The following is a 25,802-nucleotide window of genomic DNA, read 5'->3' as shown; positions in this document are numbered from 1 at the left end:
AGCGTGCAGGCTGTGACACGCCGACTGCTGCCGCTCGTCGCGCTCACCGCGACACTCACCCTGGTCGCGGGCTGCGACGCCGCACCGGAGGAGGCGCCGCAATCCTCGCCGGCCGCGCAGCCCTCCGGCGCGCCGACGCTGTCCGACGTGCCGCCCCCACTGGTGCCCGCGATGCCCCTGCCCGAGGGAGCGGTCGACAACGCGGTGGCGAAGCTCGACGGCATGGTCGAGGACCTGATGGCCGAGACCGGCATCCCCGGTATGGCGGTGGCCGTGGTGCACGGCGGAAAAACCGTCTACGCCAAGGGATTCGGCGTCACCGACGTCCGGACGGGCGCCAAGGTCGACCCGAACACGGTGTTCCAGCTGGCGTCGCTGTCCAAACCGCTGGGCGCCACCGTCGTCGCGCACCAGGTGAGCCGCGACGCGATCGACTGGGACACCCCGGTGGTGTCGAAGCTGCCGTGGTTCGCGCTGTCGGATCCGGCGGTCACCCAGATGGTGACGGTCGGCGACCTCTACTCGCACCGGTCCGGCCTACCGGACCACGCCGGCGACTTCCTCGAAGACCTCGGCTACGACCGCCGCTACATCCTGGAGCGTTTGCGCACACTGCCGCTAGCCCCGTTCCGGACGTCGTACGCGTACACCAACTACGGGCTCACCGCAGCGGCGGAGGCCGTCGCCACGAGCGCGCGTAAGCCGTGGGAGACGTTGGCCGAGGAGGTGCTCTACCGGCCGCTGGGGATGTCGTCGACCAGCTCGCGGTTCGCCGACTACGAGGCCCGTCCCGACCGCGCCGTCGGCCACATCCACGTCGACGGAAAGTACGAACCGCTCTATGTCCGCAACGCGGACAACCAGAGCCCGGCCGGAGGCGTGAGTTCGTCGGTCAACGACCTGACGAAGTGGCTCACGATGGTGCTCGCCGACGGCACCTTCGCGGGCACCGAGATCGTCGCGCCCGACGCGCTGCTGCCCGCGCTGACCCCGCAGGTGGTGTCCAGCCGGGGAGCCGAGCCCGCGATGCGCAGCGGCTTCTACGGCTTCGGCTTCAACGTCGGCACCACCTCGGCGGCCCGCACCGAGATGAGCCACTCCGGCGCCTTCGAACTGGGTTCGGGCACCAACTTCCTCATGCTGCCGTCGGCGGACGTGGCGATCGTCGCGCTGACCAACGCCACCCCGACCGGGGTGCCCGAAGCGCTGACGGCGCAGTTCGCCGACCTGGTGCAGTTCGGTGAGGTGCGGGAGGACTGGTTCGCGCTGTACCACAAGGCGTTCGCCGAGATGGAGCAGCCGGTCGGGGCGCTGGTCGGTGAGCAGCGCCCGGTCAACCCGGCCCCGCCCGAGCCGCTGCCCGGACTGGTCGGCACCTACACCAACGACTTCTGGGGGCCGGCGGAGGTCACCGAGGCCGGCGGGACGCTCGGATTGAAGGTCGGGCCGCGCGGCGACGTGTGGCCGCTGACGCACTGGGACGGCAACGTGTTCACGTTCAGCTTCGTCTCGGAGAACTCACCGCCCGGCTCGATCTCCAAGGCGACGTTCGACGGCGACCGGCTCACGCTGGAGTACTTCGACGAGGAGCACAACGGGGTCTTCGTCAAGTGAGCGCAGGCACGTGAGCACCGCTCTGGCCGCCGGGCTCTCCGACGACGAGGTGGCCCGGCGCGTCGCCGAGGGCAAGACCAACGACGTCCCCAGCCGGGCCGCGCGCACCACGCGAGAGATCATCCGCGCCAACGTCTTCACGCGGATCAACGCGATCCTCGGCGTGCTGCTGATCATCGTGCTGTCCACCGGGTCGGTGATCAACGGCGCGTTCGGCCTGCTCATCATCGCCAACAGCGCGATCGGCATCATCCAGGAACTGCGGGCCAAACAGACGCTGGACCGGCTGGCCATCGTCGGACAGGCCAAACCGCTGGTGCGCCGGCGATCCGGGACGCGTGCGCTGCTGCCCAGCGAGGTGGTGCTCGACGACGTCATCGAACTCGGGCCCGGCGATCAGATCGTGGTCGACGGCGAGATCGTCGAGGAGACCAACCTCGAGGTCGACGAATCCCTGCTCACCGGGGAGGCCGATCCGATCGCCAAGGACGCCGGCGATGCGGTGATGTCGGGCAGCTTCGTGGTCGCCGGTTCCGGGGCGTACCGGGCCACCCGCGTCGGCCGCGCGGCTTACGCCGCCCAGCTCGCCGAGGAGGCCAGCAAGTTCACGCTGGTGAAATCCGAACTGCGCAGCGGGATCAACCGGATCCTGCAGTTCATCACCTACCTGCTGGTGCCGGCCGGGCTGCTGACCATCTACACCCAGCTGTTCACCACCGACACCGGCTGGCAGCGCGCGGTGCTCGCCATGGTCGGCGCACTGGTGCCGATGGTCCCCGAGGGGCTGGTGCTGATGACCTCGATCGCATTCGCGGTCGGCGTCGTCCGGCTGGGCCGGCGGCAGTGCCTGGTCAACGAACTGCCCGCCATCGAGGGGCTGGCCCGCGTCGACGTGGTGTGCGCCGACAAGACCGGCACGTTGACCGAGAACGGGATGCGGGTCAGCGACCTGGAACCGGTGTCGGCCGCGGACGTGGCGCAGGTGCTGGCGCAGTTGGCCGCCGACGACGCCCGGCCCAATGCCAGCATGCTGGCCATCGCCGAGGCCTATCCGCACGCCCCGGGCTGGACCGCCACCGCGTCGGCGCCCTTCAAGTCGGCGACCAAGTGGAGCGGCGCCTCCTACGGCGATCATGGCAACTGGGTGATCGGCGCACCCGACGTGCTGCTCGATCCGGCGTCACCGGTGGCCGAACACGCCGAGCAGATCGGCGCCAGGGGGCTGCGGGTGCTGCTGATCGGCTCCTGCGACATGCCCGTCGACCATCCGCAGGCGCCGGGCGCGGTGACGCCGGTCGCGCTCGTGGTGCTCGAACAGCGGGTGCGTCCCGACGCCCGCGACACCCTCGACTACTTCGCCTCCCAGCACGTCTCGGTCAAGGTGATCTCCGGCGACAACGCGGTTTCGGTCGGCGCGGTGGCCGGATCGCTGGGCCTGTCGGGGGAAACGATGGACGCGCGCCACCTGCCGGACCGGCCCGACGCGCTGGCCGACACGCTCGAGGAGTACACCACGTTCGGCCGGGTCCGCCCGGACCAGAAGCGGGCGATGGTGCACGCCCTGCAGGCGCGCGGCCACACCGTCGCGATGACCGGTGACGGCGTCAACGACGTGCTCGCGCTCAAGGACGCCGACATCGGCGTCGCGATGGGGTCGGGCAGTTCGGCGTCCCGCGCGGTCGCGCAGATCGTGTTGCTGGACAACAGGTTCGCCACGCTGCCCTACGTCGTCGGCGAGGGCCGCCGGGTGATCGGCAACATCGAGCGGGTCTCGAACCTGTTCCTGACCAAGACCGTCTACTCGGTGCTGCTGGCGGTGCTCGTCGGATTGGCCGGGCTGACCTCGGAGATCTTCGGTACCGATCCGCTGCTGTTCCCGTTCCAGCCCATCCACGTCACCATCGCGGCGTGGTTCACCATCGGCATCCCGGCCTTCGTGCTGTCGCTCGCCCCGAACAACGAACGCGCCCATCCCGGATTCGTCCGCCGGGTGATGACGGCGGCGCTGCCGTCGGGTCTGGTGGTCGGGGCGGCGACGTTCGTCTCCTACCTGCTGGCCTATCAGGGCCGCGCCGCCACCGAGTCCGAGCAGACCCAGGCGTCCACCGCGGCGCTGATCACGCTGCTGGTCACCGCGCTGTGGGTGCTGGCCGTGGTGGCGCGCCCGTACGAGTGGTGGCGGGTGGCGCTGGTCGCGGCCTCCGCGCTGGCCTACGTCGTGATATTCGCCATTCCGTGGGCCCAGGACCTGTTCATCCTGGACCCGACGAACGTCGCGGTCACCGCGACGGCCTTGATGATCGGCCTGGCCGGGGCGGTCGCGATCGAGGTGCTGTGGTGGGTGCAGGGGGCGGTGCTCGGCGAACGGCGGCGGCTGTGGCGTGACCGGTAGGCTGGTCGCATGGCTCTTTTCGACAAGGTGAAGCAGTGGGTGTCGAAGAACCCCGACAAGGCCGGCAGCGCGATCGAGAAGGCCGGTGACTTCTTCGACCAGAAGACCAAGGGCAAGTACACCGACAAGGTGAACAAGGCGCAGAGCGCCGCGCAGAACTACGTCAACAAGAACAACCCGCAGGGTGGCTACCGCCCGCAGCAGGGGCAGGGCTACCCTCCGGCCCCGCCGCAGCAGGGGCAGGGCTACCCGCCGCCGCAGCAGAACCAGGGCTACCCGCCGGCGCCGCCGCAGCAGGGTCCCGGCTACACCCCGCCGCAGCCGCCCCAGCCGCCGCGCTGAGCCATGGCGAAACTGTCCGTCTCCGTTGATGTCCCCATGCCGCCGGAGAAGGCGTGGGAGTGCGCGTCGGACCTGTCGCGCTACAAGGAGTGGCTGAGCATCCACCGGGTGTGGCGCTCCAAGCTGCCCGAGACGCTGGACAAGGGCACCGAAATCGACTCGATCGTCGAGGTCAAGGGCATGCTCAACCGCGTGCACTGGACCATCGTCCATTTCAAGCCACCGCAGGCCATGACCCTCAACGGTGACGGCAGGGGCGGGGTGAAGGTCAAGCTCATCGGCAAGGTGAAGCCGGCCGGCGACGGTTCGACGGTCACCTTCGACGTGCACCTCGGCGGTCCGGCGCTGTTCGGGCCGATCGGCATGGTCGTGGCCTCCGCGCTGCGCTCCGACATCCAGGAATCGCTGAACCGCTTCAAGGCGGTCTTCGCCCCGGCGTGATCGGTCACGGGTGCGCCGAGATCAGGCTTTGCGCACACTTTCCGCGGCGCAGCGTGTCGCAGCTCTGATCTCGGGCACGATCAGAGCGCCTGATCGATCGGGGTGTCACCCTCGATGAGCTCGAATGTCCGTCCGCCGGTGCCGGGCGTGTCGAGCACCGCGATCAGCACCGCCGCGACATCCTCGCGCGGGATCTTGCCGCGGCCAGTGGAGTCGGCGATGCGCACCGTCCCGGTGGCGGCGTCGTCGGTGAGCTGGCCGGGGCGCACGATCGTCGCGTCCAGCCCGCTGCGAGCCCGGATGTTCTCGTCGGCGGCGGCTTTCGCCCGCAGGTAGGCGGCGAACACCTCGTCGGTGTCCTCGGGCGGCTCACCGTCGGCGCCCATCGCCGAGATCATCACGTAGCGGCGCACCCCCGCCGCCTCGGCGGCGTCGGCCAGCAGGATCGCGGCGTCACGGTCCACGGTCTCCTTGCGCGCGGCGCCGCTGCCCGGCCCGGCGCCCGCGGCGAACACCACCGCATCGGCGTCCTTGAGCACGGCGGCGACGTCGTCGACCGATGCCTGCTCCAGGTCCAGCACGACCGGTTCGGCCCCGATCGCCTCGAGGTCGGCGCGGTGGTCGGGGTTGCGGATCAGGCCGGCGACCGAGTCGCCGCGGTCGGAGAGGAGCCGTTCGAGGTTCATGGCGATCTTGCCGTGTCCACCGGCGATGACTACCCGCATGGCTCCGCGCATACCCCGTGCGCCGGGCGGCTACGCCAACCGGGCCCGCAGTTCGCGTTTGAGCACCTTGCCGTAGCTGTTCTTCGGCAGCTCGTCGAGGAACTCGTAGCGCTTGGGCCGCTTGAACCGGGCGATGCGGTCGAGCAGGTGCCGGTCGAGGTCGGCCGGGTCGGCGTCGCCGACGATGAACGCGACCACGATCTCGCCCCACTCCTCGTCGGGTGCGCCCACCACGCACGCCTCCGACACGCCGGGGTGCTCGATGAGCACCTCCTCGACCTCGCGCGGGTAGATGTTGCTGCCGCCGCTGATCACGACGTCCTTCGAGCGGTCACGCAGGGTCAGGTAGCCACGGTCGTCGAAGCAGCCCATGTCGCCGGTGTGCAGCCAGCCGGCGACCAGTGTCGCCGCGGTCGCCTCCGGGTTCTTCCAGTAGCCGGACATCACGACGTCACCGCGGCAGGCGATCTCGCCGATCTCACCGGTCGGCGCCGGGTTGCCGTCCGGGCGCAGCACCGCGACGTCGACGCCCGAGCGGGCATATCCGACCGAGCCGAGCACCGCGTCGTCGGCCCACCTGTCACCGTCGAGGTGGTCGCGCCGGCGCAGCCCGGTGATCGTCATCGGCGCCTCGCCCTGCCCGTAGAGCTGCACGAACACCGGACCGAACGCCGCCATCGCCTGCTTGAGGCTGTCGACGTACATCGGGCCGCCGCCGTAGACGATGGTCTCGAGGTTGCGCGGACGCGCCCGACCGGTCGCGACCAGCCGCTGCACCATGGTCGGCGCGAGGAATGCGCTGCACCCGGGATGGTGCTCGCACAGGTCGAGGAACTCGTCGGGCTCGAACGCGGCCGACTCCGGGATCACCTGCCGGGCGCCGCGCAGCACGTATGGCGGGATGTAGAGGCCGGAGCCGTGCGACATCGGGGCGCCGTGCACCAGGCTGCAATCCTGGTCGGGCGCAGCGAAATCCGCGAGGTGCGACACCGTCATCGCCATCAGGTTGCGGTGCGAGAGCATCGCGCCCTTCGACCGGCCCGTCGTGCCGCTGGTGTAGAACAGCCACGCCAGCGCCGCCGGATCGGTGTCCGGCGGCCTCGCGGGTGCACCGGAGAACCACTGCCCGTACCCGTCTTCGCCGATGACCTCGACCGGCACGCCCGCGTCCAGCGCGGCGGCGATACGCGGGGACGCGAACACCGCGGCGGCTTCGGCGTCGTCGAGGATCTGGCGCGTCTCGCGCGGGTGCAGTTTGTAGTTGACCGGCGCGACGACGCAGTCGGCGGCCCAGATCCCGAACATGAGCTCGACGATCTCGGGGCGGTTCTCCGAAGCGACCGCGATGCGCGCCCCCGGGCCCGCCGTCGACCGCAGCGCCGTGGCCAGCCGCAGCGCCCGCTCGCGCAGTTCTCGCCACGTCCACACCTGCCGCGCACCGAGGTACACCGCGCCGCGGTCACCGAACCGCGCGGCGGCCTGGTCGAGCAGGCAGAACAGGTTCACCTCCGGACCCACTCGGAAGTCAGCGCGAAGTCGGACAGGTACTTGGTGGAGCTCCAGCCGCCGTCGACGACGATGGTCTGGCCGTTGATGAAACTGCCGCCGTCCGAACACAGGAACGCCACGGTGCTCGCCAGGTCCTCGACGGTGCCGAGGCGCGGATACGGCGTCATCTCGGTGTTGATCTTGCGGAACCGCTCGTCGTCCAGGCGGTGCGCCACCATCGGGGTCAACGTGACCCCGGGCGCGACCGCGTTGCACCGGATGCCCTGCGGTCCGTACTGGCAGGCGATGTGGGTGGTGAGCGCGGTCAGGCCGCCCTTGGCCGCGGAGTACGCCCCGCCGCGCAGTCCGCCGACGACGGCGAACGTGGAGGTGATGTTGATGATCGCCGAGCCGGGTCCCATGTGCGGGATCACCTCGCGGGCCAACCGGAACGGTGCCCGCAGCATCAGCCCGAGGAAGTAGTCCAGGCTGTCGTCGTCGGTCTCGTGCAACGGCTTCGGGCTGCCCACCCCGGCGTTGTTGATCAGGAAGTCGACCTGCCCCCAGCGGTCGAGGGCGGCCGCGACGATCCGCCGTGGCGCGTCGTCGGCGGTCAGGTCCACGGCCAGCGTCGCGATCCGCTCGGGATCCCCGACGGCCGAACGCAAGTCGGCGAGCCGGGCGTCGTCGCGGCCGGTGCCCAGCACCGCCGTTCCGGTAGCGGCCAGCGCGGTCGCACAGCCGAACCCGATCCCGCTGCTCGCGCCGGTGACGATCGCGACCTTCATTCGACCAGTCCCTCCATCAACTCTTCGCGGATACGGTGCTTGAGCACTTTGCCTGCGTCGTTGCGGGGCAGACGGTCCCGGACCACGACCCGCTCGGGGATCTTGAACGACGCCACGCCGCGGTCGCGCAGCAGCCGCGCCAGGTCGGCGACGTCCGGGGCGTCGGCGCCGGCGGGCACGATGACCGCGCACGCCCGCTCCCCGGTGCGGGTGTCCGGCACGCCGACCACGGCGATCTCCGCGATGCCGAGCTCCCCGACGAGCAGGTCCTCGACCTCCTTGGGGGCGATGTTCTCGCCGTTGCGGATGATGAGGTCCTTGACCCGCCCGGTCACCACCAGATGCTCACCGTCCCACCGGGCCAGGTCTCCGGTGCGGAAGTAGCCGTCGTCGTCGAACGCGTCGTGGGCGTCCTCGGGATGCCGGTATCCGATCAGCATCTGCGGCCCCCGCACCCGGATCTCCCCCTCGACGAGGCGGACGTCGGCGATCCCGGGCCGCCCGTCGGTGTCGGCGGCGCGGTCCGGGTCGCCCAGCGCCCCGACCGTGGTGACCGGCACCTCGGTGGAGCCGTACACGCGGCTCACCGCCGCCCGCTCGAAGTGGTCGGTCGCGCGGCGGATGAGGCCGGGCGGCACCGACGCGCCACCGCAGATGAACACCTTCAGATCGGGCAGCCGGGTGCCGGCGCGGTCCGCCGCGGCGAGCAGCTGCTCGAGAAAAGGGGTGGCGCCGGCCATGTGGGTGCACCGGTGCGCGGTCATCAGCGCGACGGCGTCGTCGGCGTCCCACCGGTCCATCAGCACCGCCGAGGAGCCGAGGAGCAGCGGGCACTCGAAGGCGTAGATCGACCCGCCGATGTGGGCGATCGGTGACGGAACCAGGAAGGTGTCGCCGGGCTCGACGTACCAGTGCTCCCCGATCTGGGCGATCAGCGCCCCGAGCGAGTCATGGCTGTGCAGCACGCCTTTGGGGCGTCCGGTGGTGCCGGAGGTGTACATGACCATGCGCACCGCCGCAGGGTCGAGCGTCGGCAGCCCGGCCGCGGCGCCGCGGTCGAGCAGCGCGTCGAACGCGGTGTGGCGACCCGGGCCGCCGCGCACCACCACCACTTCGGTCTGCGTGCCGCGCGTGACGCGGTCCAGCATCGCGGGATAGTCATGGCCGCGGAAGTCCGCGGGAATCACGATCATCCGGCTCGCCGCGTCACCGAGGATGAACCGCAGTTCGTGGTCGCGCAGCGACGGCAGGATCGGGTTCACGACCATCCCGGCCAGCGTGGCGCCCAGGTAGACCACCGCGGCCTCGTACCAGTTGGGCAGCATGAACGACACCACGCTGCCCGCCGGCATCCGGTCGCGCAGCGCGCCCGCGAACCCTGTGGCCAGGTCGTGCAGCGTGCGGCAGTCCAGGCGGTGCGCGCCGTCGACGATCAGGACGCGCTCGGGGCTGCGGTGCGCGGCCTCGCCCAGTGCGTCGGCCAGCGTGCCGGGCATCGCGCTACTCCCGCACCCGGCGCATCGTCATCGCGTGCCGGTACCGCGCACCGGGGTGCGTATTGACCGTGACCTGGGCGATCTCACCGTCGGACGTGGTGTAGGTGCGCTGCATCTCCAGCGCCGGGCTGCCGCTCGCGACGCCGAGTCGGCCCGCCACCTCGGCGTCGAGCACCACCGCCGAGATCTCCTGGTGCACCTCGACCACGCTGACGCCGTAGATGTCCTCGATCAGCGGGAAGATCGGCCCGGTGTGGCGGGGCAGCAGCCGTCCCACCCCGGCGAAGGCGCGGTTGATGTAGTACTCGGTGCGGCAGATCGGCGTCGACGCCGCGTCGGCCTGCCGGTAGCCGTGCACGTTCAGCCATTCCGACCCCACCGCGAGGCGGGTCCGCGCGGCCATCGCCGCGTCGACGGTCACCGTGGCGGTCTGTTCGATCGTGAACTGCGCTCCGGCGGCGAAGGCCAGGAGATCGTCGATCGACATGACGTCCTGGGCGTAGGTGTTGCCGGCCGGCCGCGGCACCACCATCGTGCCGGCCCGCGGCCGCGAGGCCACCAGGTTGTCGTCGCGCAGCCGGCGTAGCGCCTCGCGAACGGTGAAGCGGCTCACGGCGAATCGCTCGCACAGCTCGTGTTCGGTGGGCAGCTGCGAGCCGATCGGGTACACGCCGTCGACGATCTCCTTGCGCAGCGTGCGGGCGACCTGCAGATAGCGCGGCGCGGCCGGCGAGACGGTCATCCGTCGCTCCGCACGCGGCGCACCGCCAGCACGCTGCCGTCACCGTCCGCCGAGACGTACAGGGTGCCGTCCGGTCCGGCGGCGATCCCGGCGAACGGCCCCTGCGGCCCGGAGAACGGCGGCATCCCGCGCAGCGGTTTGGGTGCCACCCCCGGCGGCGCCCCGACCGGCAGCGCGGACGCGATCGTCTGTCGCGCAGCGGTGTTCAGGTCGACGGCGACGATCTCCTTGACGCCCGCGTCGACGACGAACAGTGTGTCGCCGGAGGCCAGCAGTCCCTGCGGCCGCTGCAGCCCGTCGACCACGGTGTCGGCGCCGGATCCGGTCAGCCGCACCACCCGACCCGCACCGGATTCCGCGATCAGTGGCATACCGTCGTCGGCGATGGCCACACCGACCGGATCGTGCAATCCGGTCGCCAGTACCTCGACGTCGCCGCCCCGCACCGACAGCACACGTCCCGTGCCGAGTTCGGCGACCACCGCCGCACCGTCGGCGGTCAGCGCCACGCCGTAGAGCTGATCGAGACCGTCGGCGAGCACCTCGGATTCACCGGCCGCCGGCCGGTAGCGCGTGACCTGACCGCCCGAGGTGGTGACGACGAACTCGCCGGGGCCGCTGGGCGCCACACCGCGCAGGAAGCCGGGATATCCGGGGGTGAACAGCATGCCGACGGTCTGCAACCCGCCATCGGGTTGGCGCGCATAGAAGTACGTGCCGTCGGCGATGTAGAGCCGGCCGTCAGCGCCGACCGCCAGGTCCAGCGGCCAGTTCAACCCGCCGGGCAGCGCGGTGCGGATCGCGCCGTCGGCCAGGATCTCGGTGATCTCACCGGTGAAGTTCGAGACGAACAGCCGTCCGTCGAGGAACGTCAGGTTGTCCAGGCCGGGGGTGAGCTGCGCCAGGACGCTGTGGCTACCGCTGCGCGGGTCGATCCGCAGCACCTGCCCGGACGCCACCTGGGTGGAGACCAGGCAGCCGTCGGCAGCGAACTTCACCGCATCGGGCACCCCGAGACCCTCGGCCACCCGCTGCGGTTCGGATGAGCCGTCGGGGTCGACCCGCCAGATCTCGTTGGCCGTCATCAGCGGGTAATAGAGGAGCCCGTCGGGACCGACCTCCATCGCGTTGGGCGACGGCAGGTTCTCGGCCACGACGCGCACGATGCCGCCGTCGCGGTCGAGTTCCATCAGCCGTCCGCCCTCCCGGCACTCGCCGACGAACAGCCGGCCACGGTGAACCGTGATGCCGTTGGCGCAGGGCAGGTCGTCGCGCAGCACGCGGGTACGGCCGTTCGCCTCGCGGACGCTGACCCGGCCGTCCATCACCTCGGTCGCGTACAGCTCGCCGTGCGCCCCGAACGCCACATCGTCGGGCGCGACGATGTCCGCGCCCTTGGGGCTGACCGTGTCGACCGCGCCGGTCACCACGTCGAACGCGCTGATCTGGCTGCCGGTGACCTGCGCGACGTAGACCCGGCCGTCCGGGCCGGTGCGCAGCCCGTTCGCGCCGAACAGCCGGCTCGGCGGGGTGAGCCGGTCGATCCGCCAGCCCGGCGCAGCGGCCGGGTGGGCGCCCGGGTAGCGGGTCAGCTGCAGCTCTGTCGCGGACGCCATGGAAGCGGACGTTAGCAAGGCATGTTGGTCCAGACAATAGGCAAACGTTGTCTTGAAAGCGGCCTTGACGGCCGGATAACCGCTGCGGAATAGTGTTCTCCGTTGACAAGAGCAACACTTTTCGTCCAGACAAATAGGACCTGATGCAGGATCTGCTGAAGCTGACCGGACGCGTCGTCGTCGTCTCCGGCGCGGGTGGTGGCGGGATCGGCACCACGGTGACCGAACGTGCCGCGCAGGCCGGCGCCACCGTCGTCGCGGTCAGCCGCAACCAGGACAACCTCGACCAGCACGTCGGCCCCCTCATCGACAAGGGCCTGTCGATCGTCACCGTGACCGCGGACGCCGCGACCGACGAGGGCATCGCCCGGGTGCTCGACGCGGTGCGCGCCACCGACGGCGCCCTCTACGGTCTGGTCAACATCGCCGGCGGCGCGGCGCCCGCGACGTGGATGCCGTGCACCCGGGTGACGCGGGAGGACTGGCGCGCGCTGTTCGCGGCCAACCTCGAGACCGCGTTCTTCATGAGCCAGGCCGTCGCGGCCGAGATGCGCTCGACGGGCACGCCGGGGTCGATCGTCTCGGTCTCCTCGATCAGCGGGATGAACACCGCCCCGTTCCACATCGCCTACGGCACCGCCAAAGCCGCGATCGTCGCGATGACCCGCACCATGGCGGTCGAACTCGCGCTGGACGGCATCCGCGTGAACGCGGTCGCGCCCGGCGTCACCGAGACCGCGGCCTCGGCGACCTATGTCGACGACGATCCCGACCGCGACCGCACCGCGATCGCCATGGGTCGCCGCGGCACACCGGGGGAGCAGGCCAACGCGATCCTGTTCCTGCTGTCGGAGATGTCGAGCTACATCACCGGTCAGACGCTGCTGGTCGACGGCGGCCTCGACCTCAAGTGGACCCACCTGGGCGCCGACAACACCTCGCTGTTCCTCAAGGACGAGAACTTCCGCAAAGCGATAAGTCGGCCGTGAAAGGACGATGACGTGACCCACACCGAATCCGACCTCGACGCCGCGATCGAGGTCGACGCCGAACCGGACGATTCGACGGGGACGATCGCCGAGGAGCTGTCGGACCCGATGACGATCCCGGTCGAGGCGTACATCTCCGAGGAGTACGCCCGCGCCGAACGGGACAAGCTGTGGCGCAAGGTGTGGCAGCAGGTCGGCCGGGTCGAGGAGCTGCCCGAGGTCGGGAGCTACCTCACCTACGACATCCTCGACGACTCGATCATCATTGTTCGAACCGGAGTCAACGAGTTTCGGGCGCACCACAACGTCTGCATGCACCGCGGGCGCCGGTTGATCGACCCCCCGGACGGGGCGAAGAATGCCGTCGGCCGCGCGCGCAAATCGTTCGTCTGCGGATTCCACGGCTGGACATACGGTCTCGACGGGACGTGTACCCACATCCGCGAACAGGACGACTGGCAGGGCAGGCTCACCCCGCGCAACACCCACCTGGCGCCCGTGCAGGTCGACACCTGGGGCGGCTGGGTGTTCGTCAACATGGACCCCGACTGCGAGCCGCTGGCCGACTACCTGCTGCCGTCGAACAAGATCCTCGACCCGTTCGGCCTGGAGAACATGCGCTACAAGTGGCGCAAGTGGCTGTACTTTGACTGCAACTGGAAAGTCGCGATGGAGGCCTTCAACGAGACCTACCACGTGTTCACCACCCACCCGGAGTTCAACCGGTTCGGCGAGTTCAAGGGCTGGGCCAAGGCGCAGGGCAGGCACAGCAACATCGGCTATGAGGCGCCGAAGGACATGGAGGCGACGAAGTCGAAGATCCGGCTGGGCACCGGTGCGGACCCGCGCGTCTCGACCGCGGAGATGCAGGTCTACACCATGGAGGAGACCAACGCCACCACGACGAAAACGCTTGTGGAGGCGGCCAAGCGGCTGGTCGACGAGCTGCCCGAGGGCACCCCGGCCGACAAGGTGCTCGAACACTGGCTGTCGTCGGCCCGGCGCGACGACGAAGCCCGCGGGGTCATCTGGCCGACCATCCCCCCGGACATCCTGGGCCAGAGCGGGACGGCGTGGCAGCTCTTCCCGAACTTCCAGATCGGCCAGGGCCTGACCAGCGCGCTGTGCTACAGCGCCCGCCCGCACCCGAGCTACGACCCGAACAAGTGCATCTTCGAGGTTGCGGTGTTCGAGCTGTATCCGAAAGGCGAGGAACCGCAGACGGAGTGGGCGTACACGCCGAAGGACTCGCCGAACTGGCTGTCGGTGCTGCCGCAGGACTTCTCGAACATGGCCGCGGTCCAGCAGGGCATGAAGTCGGCGGGCTTTCCGGGCACGCTGCCCAACCCCTACCGCGAACGCAGCACCGTCAACCTGCATTACCAACTGTCGAAGTACATGGGCGCCGGCGAGCCCCGCACTTTGTGATTTCGGTGTAGCCGGTCGCGTCCGCGCGCGACGAAGTACACCGAAATCGCCCGACAAGGAGGCCGATGAACACCTGCCCGCCCACCACCACCGACGTCGCCGTCGACATCGACGCGCTGCGGGAGCGCTACGCCCAGGAGCGCGCCAAACGCCTGCGCCCCGACGGGTCGAAGCAGTACGTCGAGCTCGCGGACGACTTCGCCGGCTATTACGAGGTGGACCCCTACACACCGGTCGCACCGCGCGATCCGATCACCGAGGACATCGACGTGGCGGTGCTGGGCGGCGGCTTCGGCGGGCTGCTCTCGGCCGCTGCGCTCAAGAAGGCCGGTGTCGACGACGTCCGGATCATCGAGCTGGGCGGTGACTTCGGCGGCGTCTGGTACTGGAACCGGTACCCCGGCATCCAGTGCGACAACGAGTCCTATTGCTACATCCCGCTGCTCGAAGAGCTCGACTACATCCCCAGCAAGAAGTTCGCCGACGGCCAGGAGATCTACGAGCACTGTCGGCGCATCGGGAAACACTTCGGCCTCTACGACGCGGCGATCTTCTCCACCCAGGTGCGCGAGATACGCTGGGACGACGAGGTGAAACGGTGGCGCATCGCCACCAACCGCGGCGACGACATCCGCGCCCGCTTCGTGGTGCTCGCCTCGGGACCGTTCCACCGGCCGAAGCTGCCGGGCATCCCCGGGATGAAGGACTTCACCGGCCACAGCTTCCACTCGTCGCGCTGGGATTACGACTACACCGGCGGCGACGCGAGCGGCGGGATGGACCGGCTCGCCGACAAGCGCGTCGCGATCATCGGCACCGGCGCCACCAGCGTGCAGGTGGTCCCGCACCTGGCGCGCGACGCCGCACACCTCTACGTCGTGCAGCGCACCCCGTCGTCGATCGACGTGCGCAACAACACGCCCACCGACCCGGAATGGGTCAAGACGCTGCAGCCCGGCTGGCAGGCCGAGCGGCAGCGCAACTTCCACTCCTGGACGTTCGAGGGAATGGCGCCCGGCCAGCCGGACCTGGTGTGCGACTTCTGGACCGAGCTGGGCCGCAACACCGCCGCCCGCGTGCTCGCCCTCGAGGACCCGTCCACGCTGACGCCCGAGCAGTTCATGGCGATCCGCGAGGAGGAGGACTACAAGATCATGGAGCGGCTGCGCCGCCGCATCGCCGAGATCGTCGAGGACCCCGACACCGCCGAGGCGCTCAAACCGTACTACCGGTTCCTGTGCAAGCGGCCGCTGTCCAACGACGACTACCTGCCGGTGTTCAACCAGCCCAACGTGACGCTGGTCGACGTGTCGGATTCCCAAGGCGTCGAACGGATCACCGAGAAGGGGTTCGTCGCGGGCGGCCGGGAGTACGAGGTCGACTGCATCATCTACGCCAGCGGGTTCGAGATCACCACCGAGATCAGCAGGCGCTACTCGATCGACGCGATAGACGGCCGCGACGGGCTGTCCCTCTACGACCACTGGCGCGACGGCTACCAGACCCTGCACGGCATGACCAGCAGGGGCTTCCCGAACCAGTTCTTCACCGGCTTCACCCAGGTCGGCATCTCGGCCAACATCGCGGCCAACTACGAACTGCAGGGCGAGCACATCGCCTACATCATCGCCGAGGCGCTGCGCCGCGGCGCCACCACCGTCGAGCCGTCGCAGGACGCCCAGGACGCGTGGTGCCGGACCATCCGCGACAACGCCGTCGACAACTCGGCGTTCGACGCGTCCTGCACGCCGGGCTACTACAACAACGAGGGCGGCGGCGGGGGCGAGGGCATCCGGTCACACCTCGGCGAACCGTACGGTCCCGGTTTCTACGCCTTCGGGGACCTGCTGCGGGATTGGCGGGAGCAGGGCGATCTCGACGGACTGGTGCTGGGCACCTAGATGAGCCTGCGATTCGACGACCGCGTCGCCGTCGTCACCGGCGGTGGCAGAGGTCTGGGCCGCGCATACGCGCTGCTGCTCGCGCAGCGCGGGGCGAAGGTCGTGGTCAACGATGTCGGCGGCAGCCTGACCGGGGAGGGCGCCGACGCCGGCCCCGCCGAGGCGGTGGTGCGCGAGATCACCGCGGCCGGAGGGCAGGCGGTGGCCAGCACCGAATCGGTCACCACCGCCGACGGCGGCCGCGCCATCGTCGAGACCGCACTGGGCGCGTTCGGCCGCCTCGACATCCTGATCCACAACGCCGGCACCGTGCGCCGAGCGTCGTTGCGGGACATCAGCGCTGCGGACTTCGACGCCGTCGTCGACGTCCACCTACGGGGTGCGTTCCACGTGGTGCGGCCGGCGTTCCCGCTGATGTGCGACGCGGGCTACGGCCGTATCGTGCTGACCTCGTCGATCGGCGGACTGTACGGCAACCACCAGGTGGTGAACTACGCGGTCGCGAAGGCGGGCGTGATCGGGCTGTCCCACGTCGCGGCGCTCGAGGGCGCCGCCCACGGGGTACGCAGCAACGTGATCGTGCCTGCCGCCGTCACCCGGATGGCCGAGGGCATCGACACGTCGGCCTATCCGCCGATGGGCCCGGAGCTGGTCGCACCCGCGGTCGGCTACCTGGCGCACGAAACGTGCGCTGTCACCGGGGAGATCCTGATCGCGCTGGCCGGTCGGGTGGCGAGCGCCGTCGTCGCGGAGACGCCGGGGGTGTTCCGGCCGTCGTGGTCGATCGAGGACGTCGCCGCGAACCTCGACGCGATCCGGGACCGGTCGGCGCCGGTGGTGTTCCCCGTCGTCCCCGGCGGGCACAACGACCACATCCGCTACAGCTTTGCGATGGCCGCGGAAGCCAGCCATGCCTGACGGACCACTGGTCGGGGTGCGCGTCGTCGACCTCACCGCGATGGTGATGGGCCCGTACTGCACCCAGATCATGGCCGACATGGGCGCCGACGTCATCAAGGTGGAGCCGCCCGAGGGCGACAACACGCGCTACATCTCGGTCGGCCCGGCGCCCGGCATGAGCGGGGTGTTCGTCAACGTGAACCGCGGAAAGCGCAGCGTGGTATTGGATCTGCGCGGCGAGGACGGCAAAGCCGCGCTGCGCGCGATGATCGCGGGCGCCGACGTGTTCATCCACTCCATGCGCGCCAAGGCGATCGCCCGGCTGGGCTTCGGCTACGACGACGTCGCCGCGCTCAACCCGGCGATCGTCTACACCAACTGCTACGGCTACGGACGCCGCGGCCCCGACCGTGACCTGCCCGCCTACGACGACACCATCCAGGCCGAATGCGGGCTGCCCGCCGTGCAGGAGCAACTCACCGGCGAGGCCAACTACGTCGGCACGATCATGGCGGACAAGGTTGCCGGGCTGACCGCGCTCTACGCCACGATGATGGCGCTGTTCCACCGCGAGCGCACCGGCGAGGGCCAGGAGGTCGAGGTCGGCATGTTCGAGACCATGGCCTCGTTCATGCTGGTAGAACACGCCAACGGCGCGATGTTCGACCCGCCGCTGGGGCCGGCGGTGTATCCGCGCACCGTCGCGCCCAACCGCAGGCCGTACGAGACCAAGGACGGTCACATCGCGGCTCTGATCTACAACGACAAGCACTGGAAGGCGTTCGTGGATGCGGTGCAACCGCTGTGGAACGACGCGGTGTACGCGACGCTGGAGCGGCGGGCCCAGCAGATCGACACCGTCTACGGGTTGGTGGCCGAGACGCTGAAGGAACGCACGACCGACGAATGGCTCGCGCTGTTCCGCGAACTGGAGATCCCCGCCGCGCCGATCTCCACGCCCGACGCGCTGTTCGACCACCCGCACCTGGCCGCCGTCGGCCTGTTCGAGACCGTCGACACCCCGCACGGGCCGGTGCGCTTCCCCGGGGTGCCGACCTGGTTCTCGCGCACCCCCGGCCACGTCCGCGGCCCCGCCCCGACGCTGGGCGCCGACACCGACGCCGTGCTCGCCGAGACTACGGTTGATGACGGGAACCCGGCGAGATCCGTCACCAACCGTAGTGTCGGCGCGCCGGGATCGGCGGGCCGGTAGATGGGCCTGGACTTCGACATGGGACCCCGGGCCGCGCAGCTACGCACCGACCTGCGCGACCTGATCACCACCCATGTGCCCGAACGCTTCCCGGGAGCATTCACCGACGATCCGGCCGACCTGCAGACCGCGCAGCGGTTCTGCCGCCTGCTCGCCGAGCGCGAACTGCTGTGCCTGGCGTGGCCGAAAGAATTCGGCGGCGGGGGGGCGTCGGTGTGGGAGCAGACCGTGGTGCGCGAGGAGATGTGGGCCCACCACGAACCGCGCGGCGCCCAGTACATGGGCGTCAACTGGGTCGGCCCGATCATCATGCGGCACGGCACGCCGGCGCAGCAGGCCACGCACCTGCCGCCCATCGCCCGCGGCGAGGTGATCTGGTGTCAGGGCTTCTCCGAACCGGAGGCCGGCTCCGATCTGGCGTCGCTGCGCACCTTCGCCAGGCGTGACGGTGACGGCTGGCTGGTGCGCGGGCAGAAGATCTGGACGTCCTACGCCACCATGGCGCAGTGGTGCTTCCTGCTGGCGCGCACCTCGAAGGTGGGAACGGACGCAACCCGGAAGAAACAACAGGGCCTGACCATCTTCCTGGTGCCGATGGACGATCCGGCGATCACCGTGCGGCCGATCCGGGCCATGTTGGGGCCACACCATCTCAACGAGGTGTTCTTCGACGATCTGCGGGTCACCGGAGCCGACGTGCTCGGCGTCGTCGACCACGGCTGGTCGATCGTGCAGGACGTGATGTCCTTCGAGCGCGTCGGCATCGCCCGGTACGCCCGGTGTGAGCGACTGCTCGCCGCCGCACCCGCGGTGCTGGGCGACCGCTGGGAAGAGCTACCGGATGAGTTGCGCAGCAGGTGGATCCGCATGCTCACGCACTGCCGCCGCGCCCGGCTGCTGGCGTACCGGGTCGTCGACCTGCAGAGCAGTGGTCGCATCCGGCCCGGCGACGCCGCCGCCTACCGCATCGCGGTCACGAAGCTGGACCAGGACAGCGCGGAAGTGTTGTCGGACATCGCGGCCGAGGTGGCACACGACGACCCGCGCGCCGGGTGGTTCCTCGGCGAGGTGGAGGACCACTGGCGCTACTCTCAGGCCTCGACCGTCTCGTCGGGCAGCATCGAGATGCAGCGGATCCTGCTGAGCCGCGCGATGTTGGCGGGCACGTCGTGAACCTCGAATTATCCGACGACGCCCAGGAATACGGGCGTGAGGCCCTGCGCGCCTTCGAGGCCGCAGGCGGTGACGCGCTGGTGCAGCAGGCCGAGGACAAACCGGGTGACCGAGAGGCGCTGGTCGGCCCCGTGCTCGACGGGCTCGGTGCGTGGGACCTCGACCCGCGCACCGACGCCGACGGGCTGGAAGCGGCGGCCGCGCTGTGCCGCAGCGCCGGGTACTGGGCGCTGCCCTATCCGGTCGCCGAACGGCTGGCCGCGCCGACGGGCCTCGACACCGACGGCCTGCTGGTGATCGCGGGCCCGCGTCCCGCGGCGGCGGTCGGGGGCGTCGAGAAGCGGTGGACCACCGTCACGCTCGACGGGGTGCGCGGCACCGCGACCGCCGACGGGTGCGGCCCCGGCTTCGTCGCCGACCTGGCGGTGCGACACCTCGACGACGACGGCGCTGCCGACGTCGCGCTCGCGCTGGCGCTGCCGTGCTGGACGCTGCTCGGCATGCTCGATCGCGCGCTCGCGCTGACCGTCGCCCATGTGCGCCTGCGCACGCAGTTCGGGCAGACGCTGTCGTCGTTCCAGGGGGTGCAGTTCCAACTCACCGACGCCGAGGTCGAGCGCAGCGGCGTCGACATCCTCGCCAAGTACGCGCTGTGGAGCATCGCGTCCGGCCGTCCGGAAGCCCTCGACGACGCCCTGGCACTGCGGATGTCGGCGCTCGAGGCCGCGGAGGTGGTGTTGCGGGTGTGCCATCAGCTGCACGGAGCGGTCGGCTTCTGCGACGAAACCACGCTGTCGTGGCTCTCGCGCTACAGCCAGCCCTTGCGCCGGCTGCCGCTCGGTCTGTCCGCCACCCGCGATCAGCTGACCCGCCGTGCGGGCAGCGCCGGACTGACGGGGCTCTACGCATGAGCGCAGAACGTGAGCTTGTGCGCGACAATCCGGCCGATTCCCGTGCACAAGCTCACGCTCGGCAGGAGTTCCGCGAGCAGGTGCGGGAGTGGTGCGCGGCGCACGTGCCGACGGACTGGCGCACGCACCAAGCCGGCGCGTCCGACGAGGAATTCGTCGCGTTCCAGAAGGCGTGGTTCGCCGAACTGCAGCACGCCGGCTTCGCCGTGCCGCACTGGCCGCGGGAGTGGGGCGGCGGCATGTCAGTGGCCGATCAGGTGGTGCTGTACTCCGAACTCGCCGCCCACGACGCGCCCCGGCTGGTACTGGCCTTCGTCGGCATCCACCACGCCGCGTCCACGCTGCTGGTCGCGGGCACCGACGCGCAACGCCGAAAGCATCTGCCTGCGATCCTGGACGGTGAGATCTGGGTGCAGGGGTTCAGCGAACCCGAAGCCGGGTCCGACCTCGCCGCCCTGCGCACCACCGCCCGGCGGGAGGGGGACCGCTACGTCCTCAACGGCCAGAAGCTCTGGGCCAGCGGCGGGCTGCACGCCGACCGGTGCCTGCTGCTGGCCCGTACCGACCCCACGGCCCCGAAACGCAAGGGTATCTCGTACTTCCTGCTCGACATGGCCACACCGGGAGTCGAGGTGCGCCCGATCCGCAATGCGATCGGCGAATCGCACTTCTGCGAGATCTTCCTCGACGACGTCGTGGTGCCCGCCTCCGATCTCGTCGGCGCGGAGAACGCCGGCTGGCAGGTGGCGCAGGCGACACTGGGCGCCGAGCGGGGTATGACGATGCTCGAACTCGCCGAACGGCTCGGCAATGTGGGCCTGCGCCGGTTGATCGAGTCGGCGCCCGTCGACGACCCGGTGGTGGCCGACCGCCTGGCCCGGCTGGAGACCGAGATCGCCGGCCTGCGTGGGCTGTGCCGCGCGTTGGTCGAGGACGTCGAGAACGGCACGGCCGGCCCCGCCGACGCGTCGATCGTCAAGCTGTACTACAGCGAACTGCTGCAGCGGCTCACCGATTTCGGCGCCGAGACCGCGGGGCTGGCGGCGCACACCGCGGTGGCCAAGCCGATGTCGAGTGGGTGGGAGTCCGGGGCCTGGGTGCTCGACTTCATCGGCTCGTGGGAGTGGACGATCCCCGGCGGCGCCAGCGAGATCCAGCGCACCATCATCGGCGAGCGCGGCCTCGGGCTGCCGCGGGAACCGAGCAGCGTCTGATGAGCGATCTCACCGAGTTCCACGACGAGCTGCGGTCGGTGGCCGGCGATCTGCTCGCCAAGGAGCGCGCGGTCGACTGGCCCGTGCTGGTGGACGCCGGCTGGGTGGGTGTGGAGGTGCCCGAGGAGTTCGGCGGGGCGGGCGCCTCGTTCGCCGAGACCGCGGTCGTCTGCGAGGAGATCGGCCGCGCCGCGAGCGCCACCGGCTACCTGGGTGGTGCGGTGCTCGCCGTCGGCGCCCTGAACGCGCTGCGACGCAGCGACACTCGCGACCGGCTGTTGCGCGACGTGGCCGCGGGCGCGGCGCGCGTGGCCGTCGCCATGGAGCCCTACGACTTCGTGCCCGACGCCGACGGCGCCGATCATCTCCTGTTCGTCGCCGACGACGGTGTCCGACTGGCCGCCGCGACCGTCACCCCGCAACCGGTGGTCGACGAGACGCGCCGCCTGGCCCGGGTGGCACCCGGCACCGTCACCGAGACACTGCCGTTCGCCGATCCGCAGGCCGCGGCGGGACTGCGTCACCGCGCCGCGGCGGCCGTCGCCTGCGACAGCCTCGGACTGGCCGAGGCGATGCTCGCGGCCACCGTCTCCTACGTCACGACGCGCCACCAGTTCGGCCGGCCGATCGGCTCGTTCCAGGCGGTCAAACACGCCTGCGCCGACATGGCGGTACAGGTCGCGGTGTCGCGGCGGCTCGTCGCGGCCGCCGTCGACGCCGTGGCCGACGACCCCGCACAGGCCGCCGTCGCGGTCGCGATGGCGAAATCGCACGTCTGCAGCGCCGCGGTCCACATCGCGGGCAAGGCGATGCAACTGCACGGCGGCATCGGCTACACGTGGGAGAGCGGCATCCACGTCTACCTCAAACGCGCCACGCTCAACCGGTCACTGTTCGGCTCCCCGGCGGTGCACCGCGCTCACCTCGCCCGACGCTATCGCTCACGCTGACAAGGAGTTTCACATGGGTGTCCCCGTCTACCGACGCATCCTCGACCTGTTCGAGGCCGAGGGGGTCAACACGTTGTTCGGCATCCCCGACCCCAACTTCGTGCACATGTTCGCCGAGGCCGACGCGCGCGGCTGGTCGGTGGTGGCGCCGCACCACGAGCTGAGCGCGGGCTTCATGGCCGAGGCGGTCTCCCGGATGACCGGCGGGCCCGGGCTGTGCATCGGCACGCTCGGCCCGGGCATGGCCAACATCGCGGGCGCGATCCAGTGCGCCAAGGTGGAGAACTCGCCGGTGATCTTCCTCGGCGGCCAGCGCGCCCGCATCACGGAACGCCGCGTGCGCCGCGGCCGCATCCAATTCGTCCGCCAGGAGCCGCTGTTCGCGCCGTCGGTGAAGTACAGCGCCTCGATCGAATACCCGGACCAGACCGACGAGATCATCCACGAGGCCATCCGTCGCGCGATGTCCGGCACCCCGGGCCCGTCGTACGTCGAGTTCCCGTCCCACGTGATCCTCGAGGAGCTCGACCTCCCAGAGGTATTGCCGCCGCACCGATACCGGCTGGTCGATCAGGGCGCGGGGGAGCGGGAGGTCGCCGAGGCCGCGAGGCTGATCCGCGAGGCCGAGAACCCGATCCTGCTCGTCGGCCACGCCGTGCACACGTCCCGCACGCAGCAGCAGGTCAAGGAGCTGGCCGAGCTGATGGCCTGCCCGGTGATCCAGACCTCCGGCGGCACGTCGTTCATCCCGGGGCTGGAAGACCGCACCTTCCCCTACCTGTTCTCGCCGGCCGCCAACCAGGCCGTCGAGGAATCGGACCTGTGCGTCGCGCTGGGCACCGAACTCGGCGAGCCCATGCACTACGGCCGCACCCAGCACTGGGCAGGCAACGACGCCCACCGCAAGTGGGTGTACGTCGAGCAGGACCCGGCGGCCATCGGGGTCAACCGCACCTTCGACGTGCCGCTGGTCGGGGATCTGCGCGGCGTCGTGCCGCAACTCGTCGCGGCGCTCCGGGACACCCCGCGCACCCCGTCACCCAACCTGGAGACCCTGGTCAGGTCCGACGCCGAGGAACTCGCCCAACTCGCCGAGAGCGCGCCGTCGGGACGGTCACCGATCCACCCGGCGCGCTACGTCGTCGAGGCGACCAAGGCGTTCAAGGAACTCGACGACGGCATCATGGTCCGCGACGGCGGCGCCACGGTGATCTTTCAGTGGACGTACTCGCAGTCCAAACCGCGCGACGTGATCTGGAACCAGAACTTCGGCCACCTCGGCACCGGGCTGCCGTACGCCATCGGCGCCTCGGTCGCCGAGGGCGGCAAGCGCCCCGTGATGCTTTTGACAAGTGATTCGGCATTCCTGTTCCACATCGCCGAACTGGAGACCGCCGCCCGGCTGAACCTGCCGCTGGTGTGCGTGGTCGGCGTCGACCACCAGTGGGGGCTGGAGGTCGGCGTCTACAAGCGGACCTTCGCCCAGCCGTCCCCGCAGCCCGGCGTGCACTGGAGCAAGGACGTCCGGATGGACAAGGTGGCCGAGGGCTTCGGTTGCCACGGTGAGTTCGTCGAGAAGGAGGACGAGATCGGTCCGGCGATCGCCCGCGCCTACGCGAGCGGGAAGGTCGGTGTGGTGCACGTGTGCATCGACCCGAAAGCCAACTCCGAAGAGATGCCGAAGTATGACCGATTCCGGACCTGGTATGCAGAAGGCACCCAGTAGGCGACCGGTTTAGGGAAGAGTTGATGTTATGCGTGAATACCTGAAGTTCTACATCGACGGCCAGTGGGTCGATCCGCTGCGACCCAATACCCTCGACGTCGACGACCCGACCACCGAGGAGACCTCCGGGCGCATCGCCCTCGGGTCGTCGGCCGACGTCGACGTGGCCGTGCAGGCGGCGCGCCGCGCGTTCGGGACGTGGTCGCAGACCAGCAGGCAGGATCGCCTCGACGTGCTCGGCGCGATCATGGCCGAGTACCAGAAACGGGCGGGCGACCTGGCCGACGCGGTCAGCGAGGAGATGGGCGCACCGGCGTCGCTCGCCTCGGGTCCGCAGGTCAACCTCGGAATGGGGCACCTGGCCACCGCCATCGACGTGCTGAAGAACTTCGCGTTCGAAGAGGAACACGGCTCGACGCTGGTGCTCAAGGAACCGGTCGGGGTGTGCGGGCTGATCACGCCCTGGAACTGGCCGCTCAACCAGATCGCCTGCAAGGTGTTCCCCGCCCTGGCCACCGGCTGCACCATGGTGCTCAAACCCTCGGAGGTCGCCCCGTACTCCGCGCAGATCTTCACCGAGATCATTGACGCCGCAGGCGTTCCCGCCGGGGTGTACAACTTGGTCTACGGTGACGGCCCCGGCGTCGGCGCCCCGCTGTCCAGCCACCCCGACATCGACATGGTGTCGTTCACCGGATCGACCCGCGCCGGCATCGAGGTCGCGCGCAACGCCGCGCCGACCGTCAAGCGGGTGACCCAGGAACTCGGCGGCAAGAGCCCCAACATCGTGCTCGACGACGACGACTTCGCCAAGAGCGTTACCGCAGGCGTGTCGGTGATGATGATGAACAGCGGGCAGAGCTGCAACGCGCCGTCGCGAATGCTGGTGCCGAACTCGCGCATGGATGAGGCCGCCGCGATCGCTCGCGACGTCGCGGGTGCGGTCAAGGTCGGCGACCCGGATGACCAGAACGCGATCGGTCCGGTCGCCTCTAAGGCGCAGTTCGACAAGATCCAGGGGCTGATCCAGAAGGGGATCGACGAGGGCGCCACCGTCGTGGTCGGCGGGTGTGGCCGGCCCGACGGGCTCGAGCGCGGCTACTACGTCAAGCCGACGGTGTTCACCGGCGTCACCAACGACATGACGATCGCCCGGGAGGAGATCTTCGGGCCGGTGCTGTGCATCCTCGGCTACGACGACCTCGACCAGGCTCTCGAGATCGCCAATGACACGGATTACGGTCTGGCGGGCTATGTTTCGGGTGCCGACCTGGACCGGGCCCGGGCGGTGGCGCGACGGATCCGGGCCGGCTCCGTCGCGATCAACCACGGCTTCGACATGAACGCCCCGTTCGGCGGCTACAAGCGCAGCGGCAACGGCCGCGAGTGGGGCCAGTTCGCGTTCGACGAGTTCCTCGAGATCAAGGCCGCGCTGGGCTACGCCGGCTGAGGTGCGCCGAGACTACGGTTGTTGACGGAAATCTCGCCGATTTCGCGCAACAACCGTAGTCTCGGCGTTCACTGGACCGGGTCAGTCGGCCGCGGCAGCCCCGTCGCCGCCGTCACCACCGGCCCCGCCGGCGCCGCCCTGGGTGCCGTTGTTGTTGTCACCGGGGTCGGTGCCGCTGCCACCCGAGCCGGGCACGCCGCCGCCGCTGCCGGGTCCGCCGTCACCGCCGTCACCACCGGTGCCGCCGTCGCCGCCCGTGCCGCCCGCGCCGGTGAAGCCACCGGTGCCGCCGGTGCCGAGATC

The 25,802-nt window shown here is 70.2% G+C and carries 22 protein-coding genes; 15 read left to right on the top strand and 7 right to left on the bottom strand.

Going from position 1 to position 25,802, the window contains the following annotated elements:
* Positions 1–3 precede the first annotated feature (3 nt).
* From E4P42_RS20065 to E4P42_RS20050, 4 genes are read left to right on the top strand one after another with little or no spacing between them, the layout of a single operon-like run.
* Positions 4–1,614, top strand: a complete 1,611-nt coding sequence (locus E4P42_RS20065) for a serine hydrolase (protein WP_135127831.1) — start codon at positions 4–6, stop codon at positions 1,612–1,614.
* 10 nt (positions 1,615–1,624) lie between these two features.
* Positions 1,625–4,006, top strand: coding sequence for a cation-translocating P-type ATPase (locus E4P42_RS20060; protein WP_135127830.1), 2,382 nt, complete (start codon positions 1,625–1,627; stop codon positions 4,004–4,006).
* A gap of 9 nt (positions 4,007–4,015) precedes the next feature.
* Positions 4,016–4,348 (top strand): antitoxin, encoded by a 333-nt coding sequence (locus E4P42_RS20055; RefSeq protein WP_135127829.1) that lies wholly within the window; start codon positions 4,016–4,018, stop codon positions 4,346–4,348.
* Between the two features lie 3 nt (positions 4,349–4,351).
* Positions 4,352–4,789 carry an SRPBCC family protein gene (locus E4P42_RS20050; RefSeq protein WP_135127828.1) on the top strand — a complete coding sequence of 146 codons (438 nt, stop codon included), beginning with the start codon at positions 4,352–4,354 and terminating at the stop codon, positions 4,787–4,789.
* Between the two features lie 80 nt (positions 4,790–4,869).
* Here the strand turns inward: E4P42_RS20050 and E4P42_RS20045 are convergent, their stop codons facing one another.
* Genes E4P42_RS20045 through E4P42_RS20020 form a run of 6 tightly spaced genes read right to left on the bottom strand, consistent with a single transcriptional unit; the run spans position 4,870 to position 11,644 of the window.
* A complete protein-coding gene (locus E4P42_RS20045) occupies positions 4,870–5,514 on the bottom strand; it encodes an NAD(P)H-binding protein (RefSeq protein WP_135127827.1) in 645 nt (214 codons plus the stop codon).
* A 30-nt stretch (positions 5,515–5,544) separates the two neighbouring features.
* A complete protein-coding gene (locus E4P42_RS20040) occupies positions 5,545–7,020 on the bottom strand; it encodes a long-chain fatty acid--CoA ligase (protein ID WP_135127873.1) in 1,476 nt (491 codons plus the stop codon).
* The gene (locus tag E4P42_RS20035) at positions 7,017–7,790 is read right to left on the bottom strand and encodes an SDR family NAD(P)-dependent oxidoreductase (RefSeq protein ID WP_135127826.1); all 774 of its coding nucleotides are present in this window, start codon (positions 7,788–7,790) and stop codon (positions 7,017–7,019) included. The genes E4P42_RS20040 and E4P42_RS20035 overlap by 4 nt, the downstream gene beginning before the upstream one ends.
* A complete protein-coding gene (locus tag E4P42_RS20030; protein ID WP_135127825.1) occupies positions 7,787–9,286 on the bottom strand; it encodes an AMP-binding protein in 1,500 nt (499 codons plus the stop codon). Before E4P42_RS20030 ends, E4P42_RS20035 begins: the two co-directional genes overlap by 4 nt.
* 4 nt (positions 9,287–9,290) lie before the next feature.
* On the bottom strand, positions 9,291–10,028 hold the full coding sequence (locus E4P42_RS20025) for a GntR family transcriptional regulator (protein WP_135127824.1): 738 nt from the start codon (positions 10,026–10,028) through the stop codon (positions 9,291–9,293).
* Positions 10,025–11,644, bottom strand: coding sequence for an SMP-30/gluconolactonase/LRE family protein (locus E4P42_RS20020; protein WP_135127823.1), 1,620 nt, complete (start codon positions 11,642–11,644; stop codon positions 10,025–10,027). The genes E4P42_RS20025 and E4P42_RS20020 overlap by 4 nt, the downstream gene beginning before the upstream one ends.
* A 143-nt stretch (positions 11,645–11,787) precedes the next feature.
* Between E4P42_RS20020 and E4P42_RS20015 the strand changes: the two genes are divergently transcribed.
* From E4P42_RS20015 to E4P42_RS19965, 11 genes are all read left to right on the top strand, one after another.
* Entirely contained in the window at positions 11,788–12,633 is an 846-nt protein-coding gene (locus E4P42_RS20015) for an SDR family NAD(P)-dependent oxidoreductase (protein ID WP_135127822.1), read from the top strand.
* Positions 12,634–12,645: 12 nt separating this feature from the next.
* Positions 12,646–14,061 carry an SRPBCC family protein gene (locus tag E4P42_RS20010; protein WP_135127821.1) on the top strand — a complete coding sequence of 472 codons (1,416 nt, stop codon included), beginning with the start codon at positions 12,646–12,648 and terminating at the stop codon, positions 14,059–14,061.
* 65 nt (positions 14,062–14,126) lie between these two features.
* Positions 14,127–15,962 carry an NAD(P)/FAD-dependent oxidoreductase gene (locus E4P42_RS20005; protein WP_135127820.1) on the top strand — a complete coding sequence of 612 codons (1,836 nt, stop codon included), beginning with the start codon at positions 14,127–14,129 and terminating at the stop codon, positions 15,960–15,962.
* A complete protein-coding gene (locus E4P42_RS20000; protein ID WP_135127819.1) occupies positions 15,963–16,880 on the top strand; it encodes an SDR family NAD(P)-dependent oxidoreductase in 918 nt (305 codons plus the stop codon).
* Positions 16,873–18,075, top strand: coding sequence for a CaiB/BaiF CoA-transferase family protein (locus tag E4P42_RS19995; protein WP_135127818.1), 1,203 nt, complete (start codon positions 16,873–16,875; stop codon positions 18,073–18,075). The genes E4P42_RS20000 and E4P42_RS19995 overlap by 8 nt, the downstream gene beginning before the upstream one ends.
* The gene (locus E4P42_RS19990; protein WP_135127817.1) at positions 18,076–19,248 is read left to right on the top strand and encodes an acyl-CoA dehydrogenase family protein; all 1,173 of its coding nucleotides are present in this window, start codon (positions 18,076–18,078) and stop codon (positions 19,246–19,248) included.
* On the top strand, positions 19,245–20,159 hold the full coding sequence (locus E4P42_RS19985; RefSeq protein WP_135127816.1) for an acyl-CoA dehydrogenase family protein: 915 nt from the start codon (positions 19,245–19,247) through the stop codon (positions 20,157–20,159). The genes E4P42_RS19990 and E4P42_RS19985 overlap by 4 nt, the downstream gene beginning before the upstream one ends.
* Positions 20,156–21,373, top strand: coding sequence for an acyl-CoA dehydrogenase family protein (locus tag E4P42_RS19980; protein WP_135127815.1), 1,218 nt, complete (start codon positions 20,156–20,158; stop codon positions 21,371–21,373). The genes E4P42_RS19985 and E4P42_RS19980 overlap by 4 nt, the downstream gene beginning before the upstream one ends.
* Entirely contained in the window at positions 21,373–22,323 is a 951-nt protein-coding gene (locus tag E4P42_RS19975) for an acyl-CoA dehydrogenase family protein (protein WP_135127814.1), read from the top strand. The genes E4P42_RS19980 and E4P42_RS19975 overlap by 1 nt, the downstream gene beginning before the upstream one ends.
* A gap of 13 nt (positions 22,324–22,336) precedes the next feature.
* Complete coding sequence (locus E4P42_RS19970) at positions 22,337–24,049, top strand: thiamine pyrophosphate-binding protein (protein WP_135127813.1); 1,713 nt, start codon at positions 22,337–22,339, stop codon at positions 24,047–24,049.
* 28 nt (positions 24,050–24,077) lie between these two features.
* Complete coding sequence (locus E4P42_RS19965) at positions 24,078–25,499, top strand: aldehyde dehydrogenase family protein (protein WP_135127812.1); 1,422 nt, start codon at positions 24,078–24,080, stop codon at positions 25,497–25,499.
* 81 nt (positions 25,500–25,580) lie between these two features.
* Here E4P42_RS19965 and E4P42_RS27220 read toward each other — a convergent pair.
* Positions 25,581–25,802, bottom strand: a 222-nt coding sequence (locus tag E4P42_RS27220; protein WP_209305824.1) for a hypothetical protein, incomplete at its 5' end; no start/stop codon positions are given.

It is taken from the genome of Mycobacterium sp. PS03-16, from assembly GCF_004570325.1.
Lineage (GTDB): Bacteria > Actinomycetota > Actinomycetes > Mycobacteriales > Mycobacteriaceae > Mycobacterium.
This window is presented reverse-complemented; position numbering and strand designations above follow the sequence as displayed.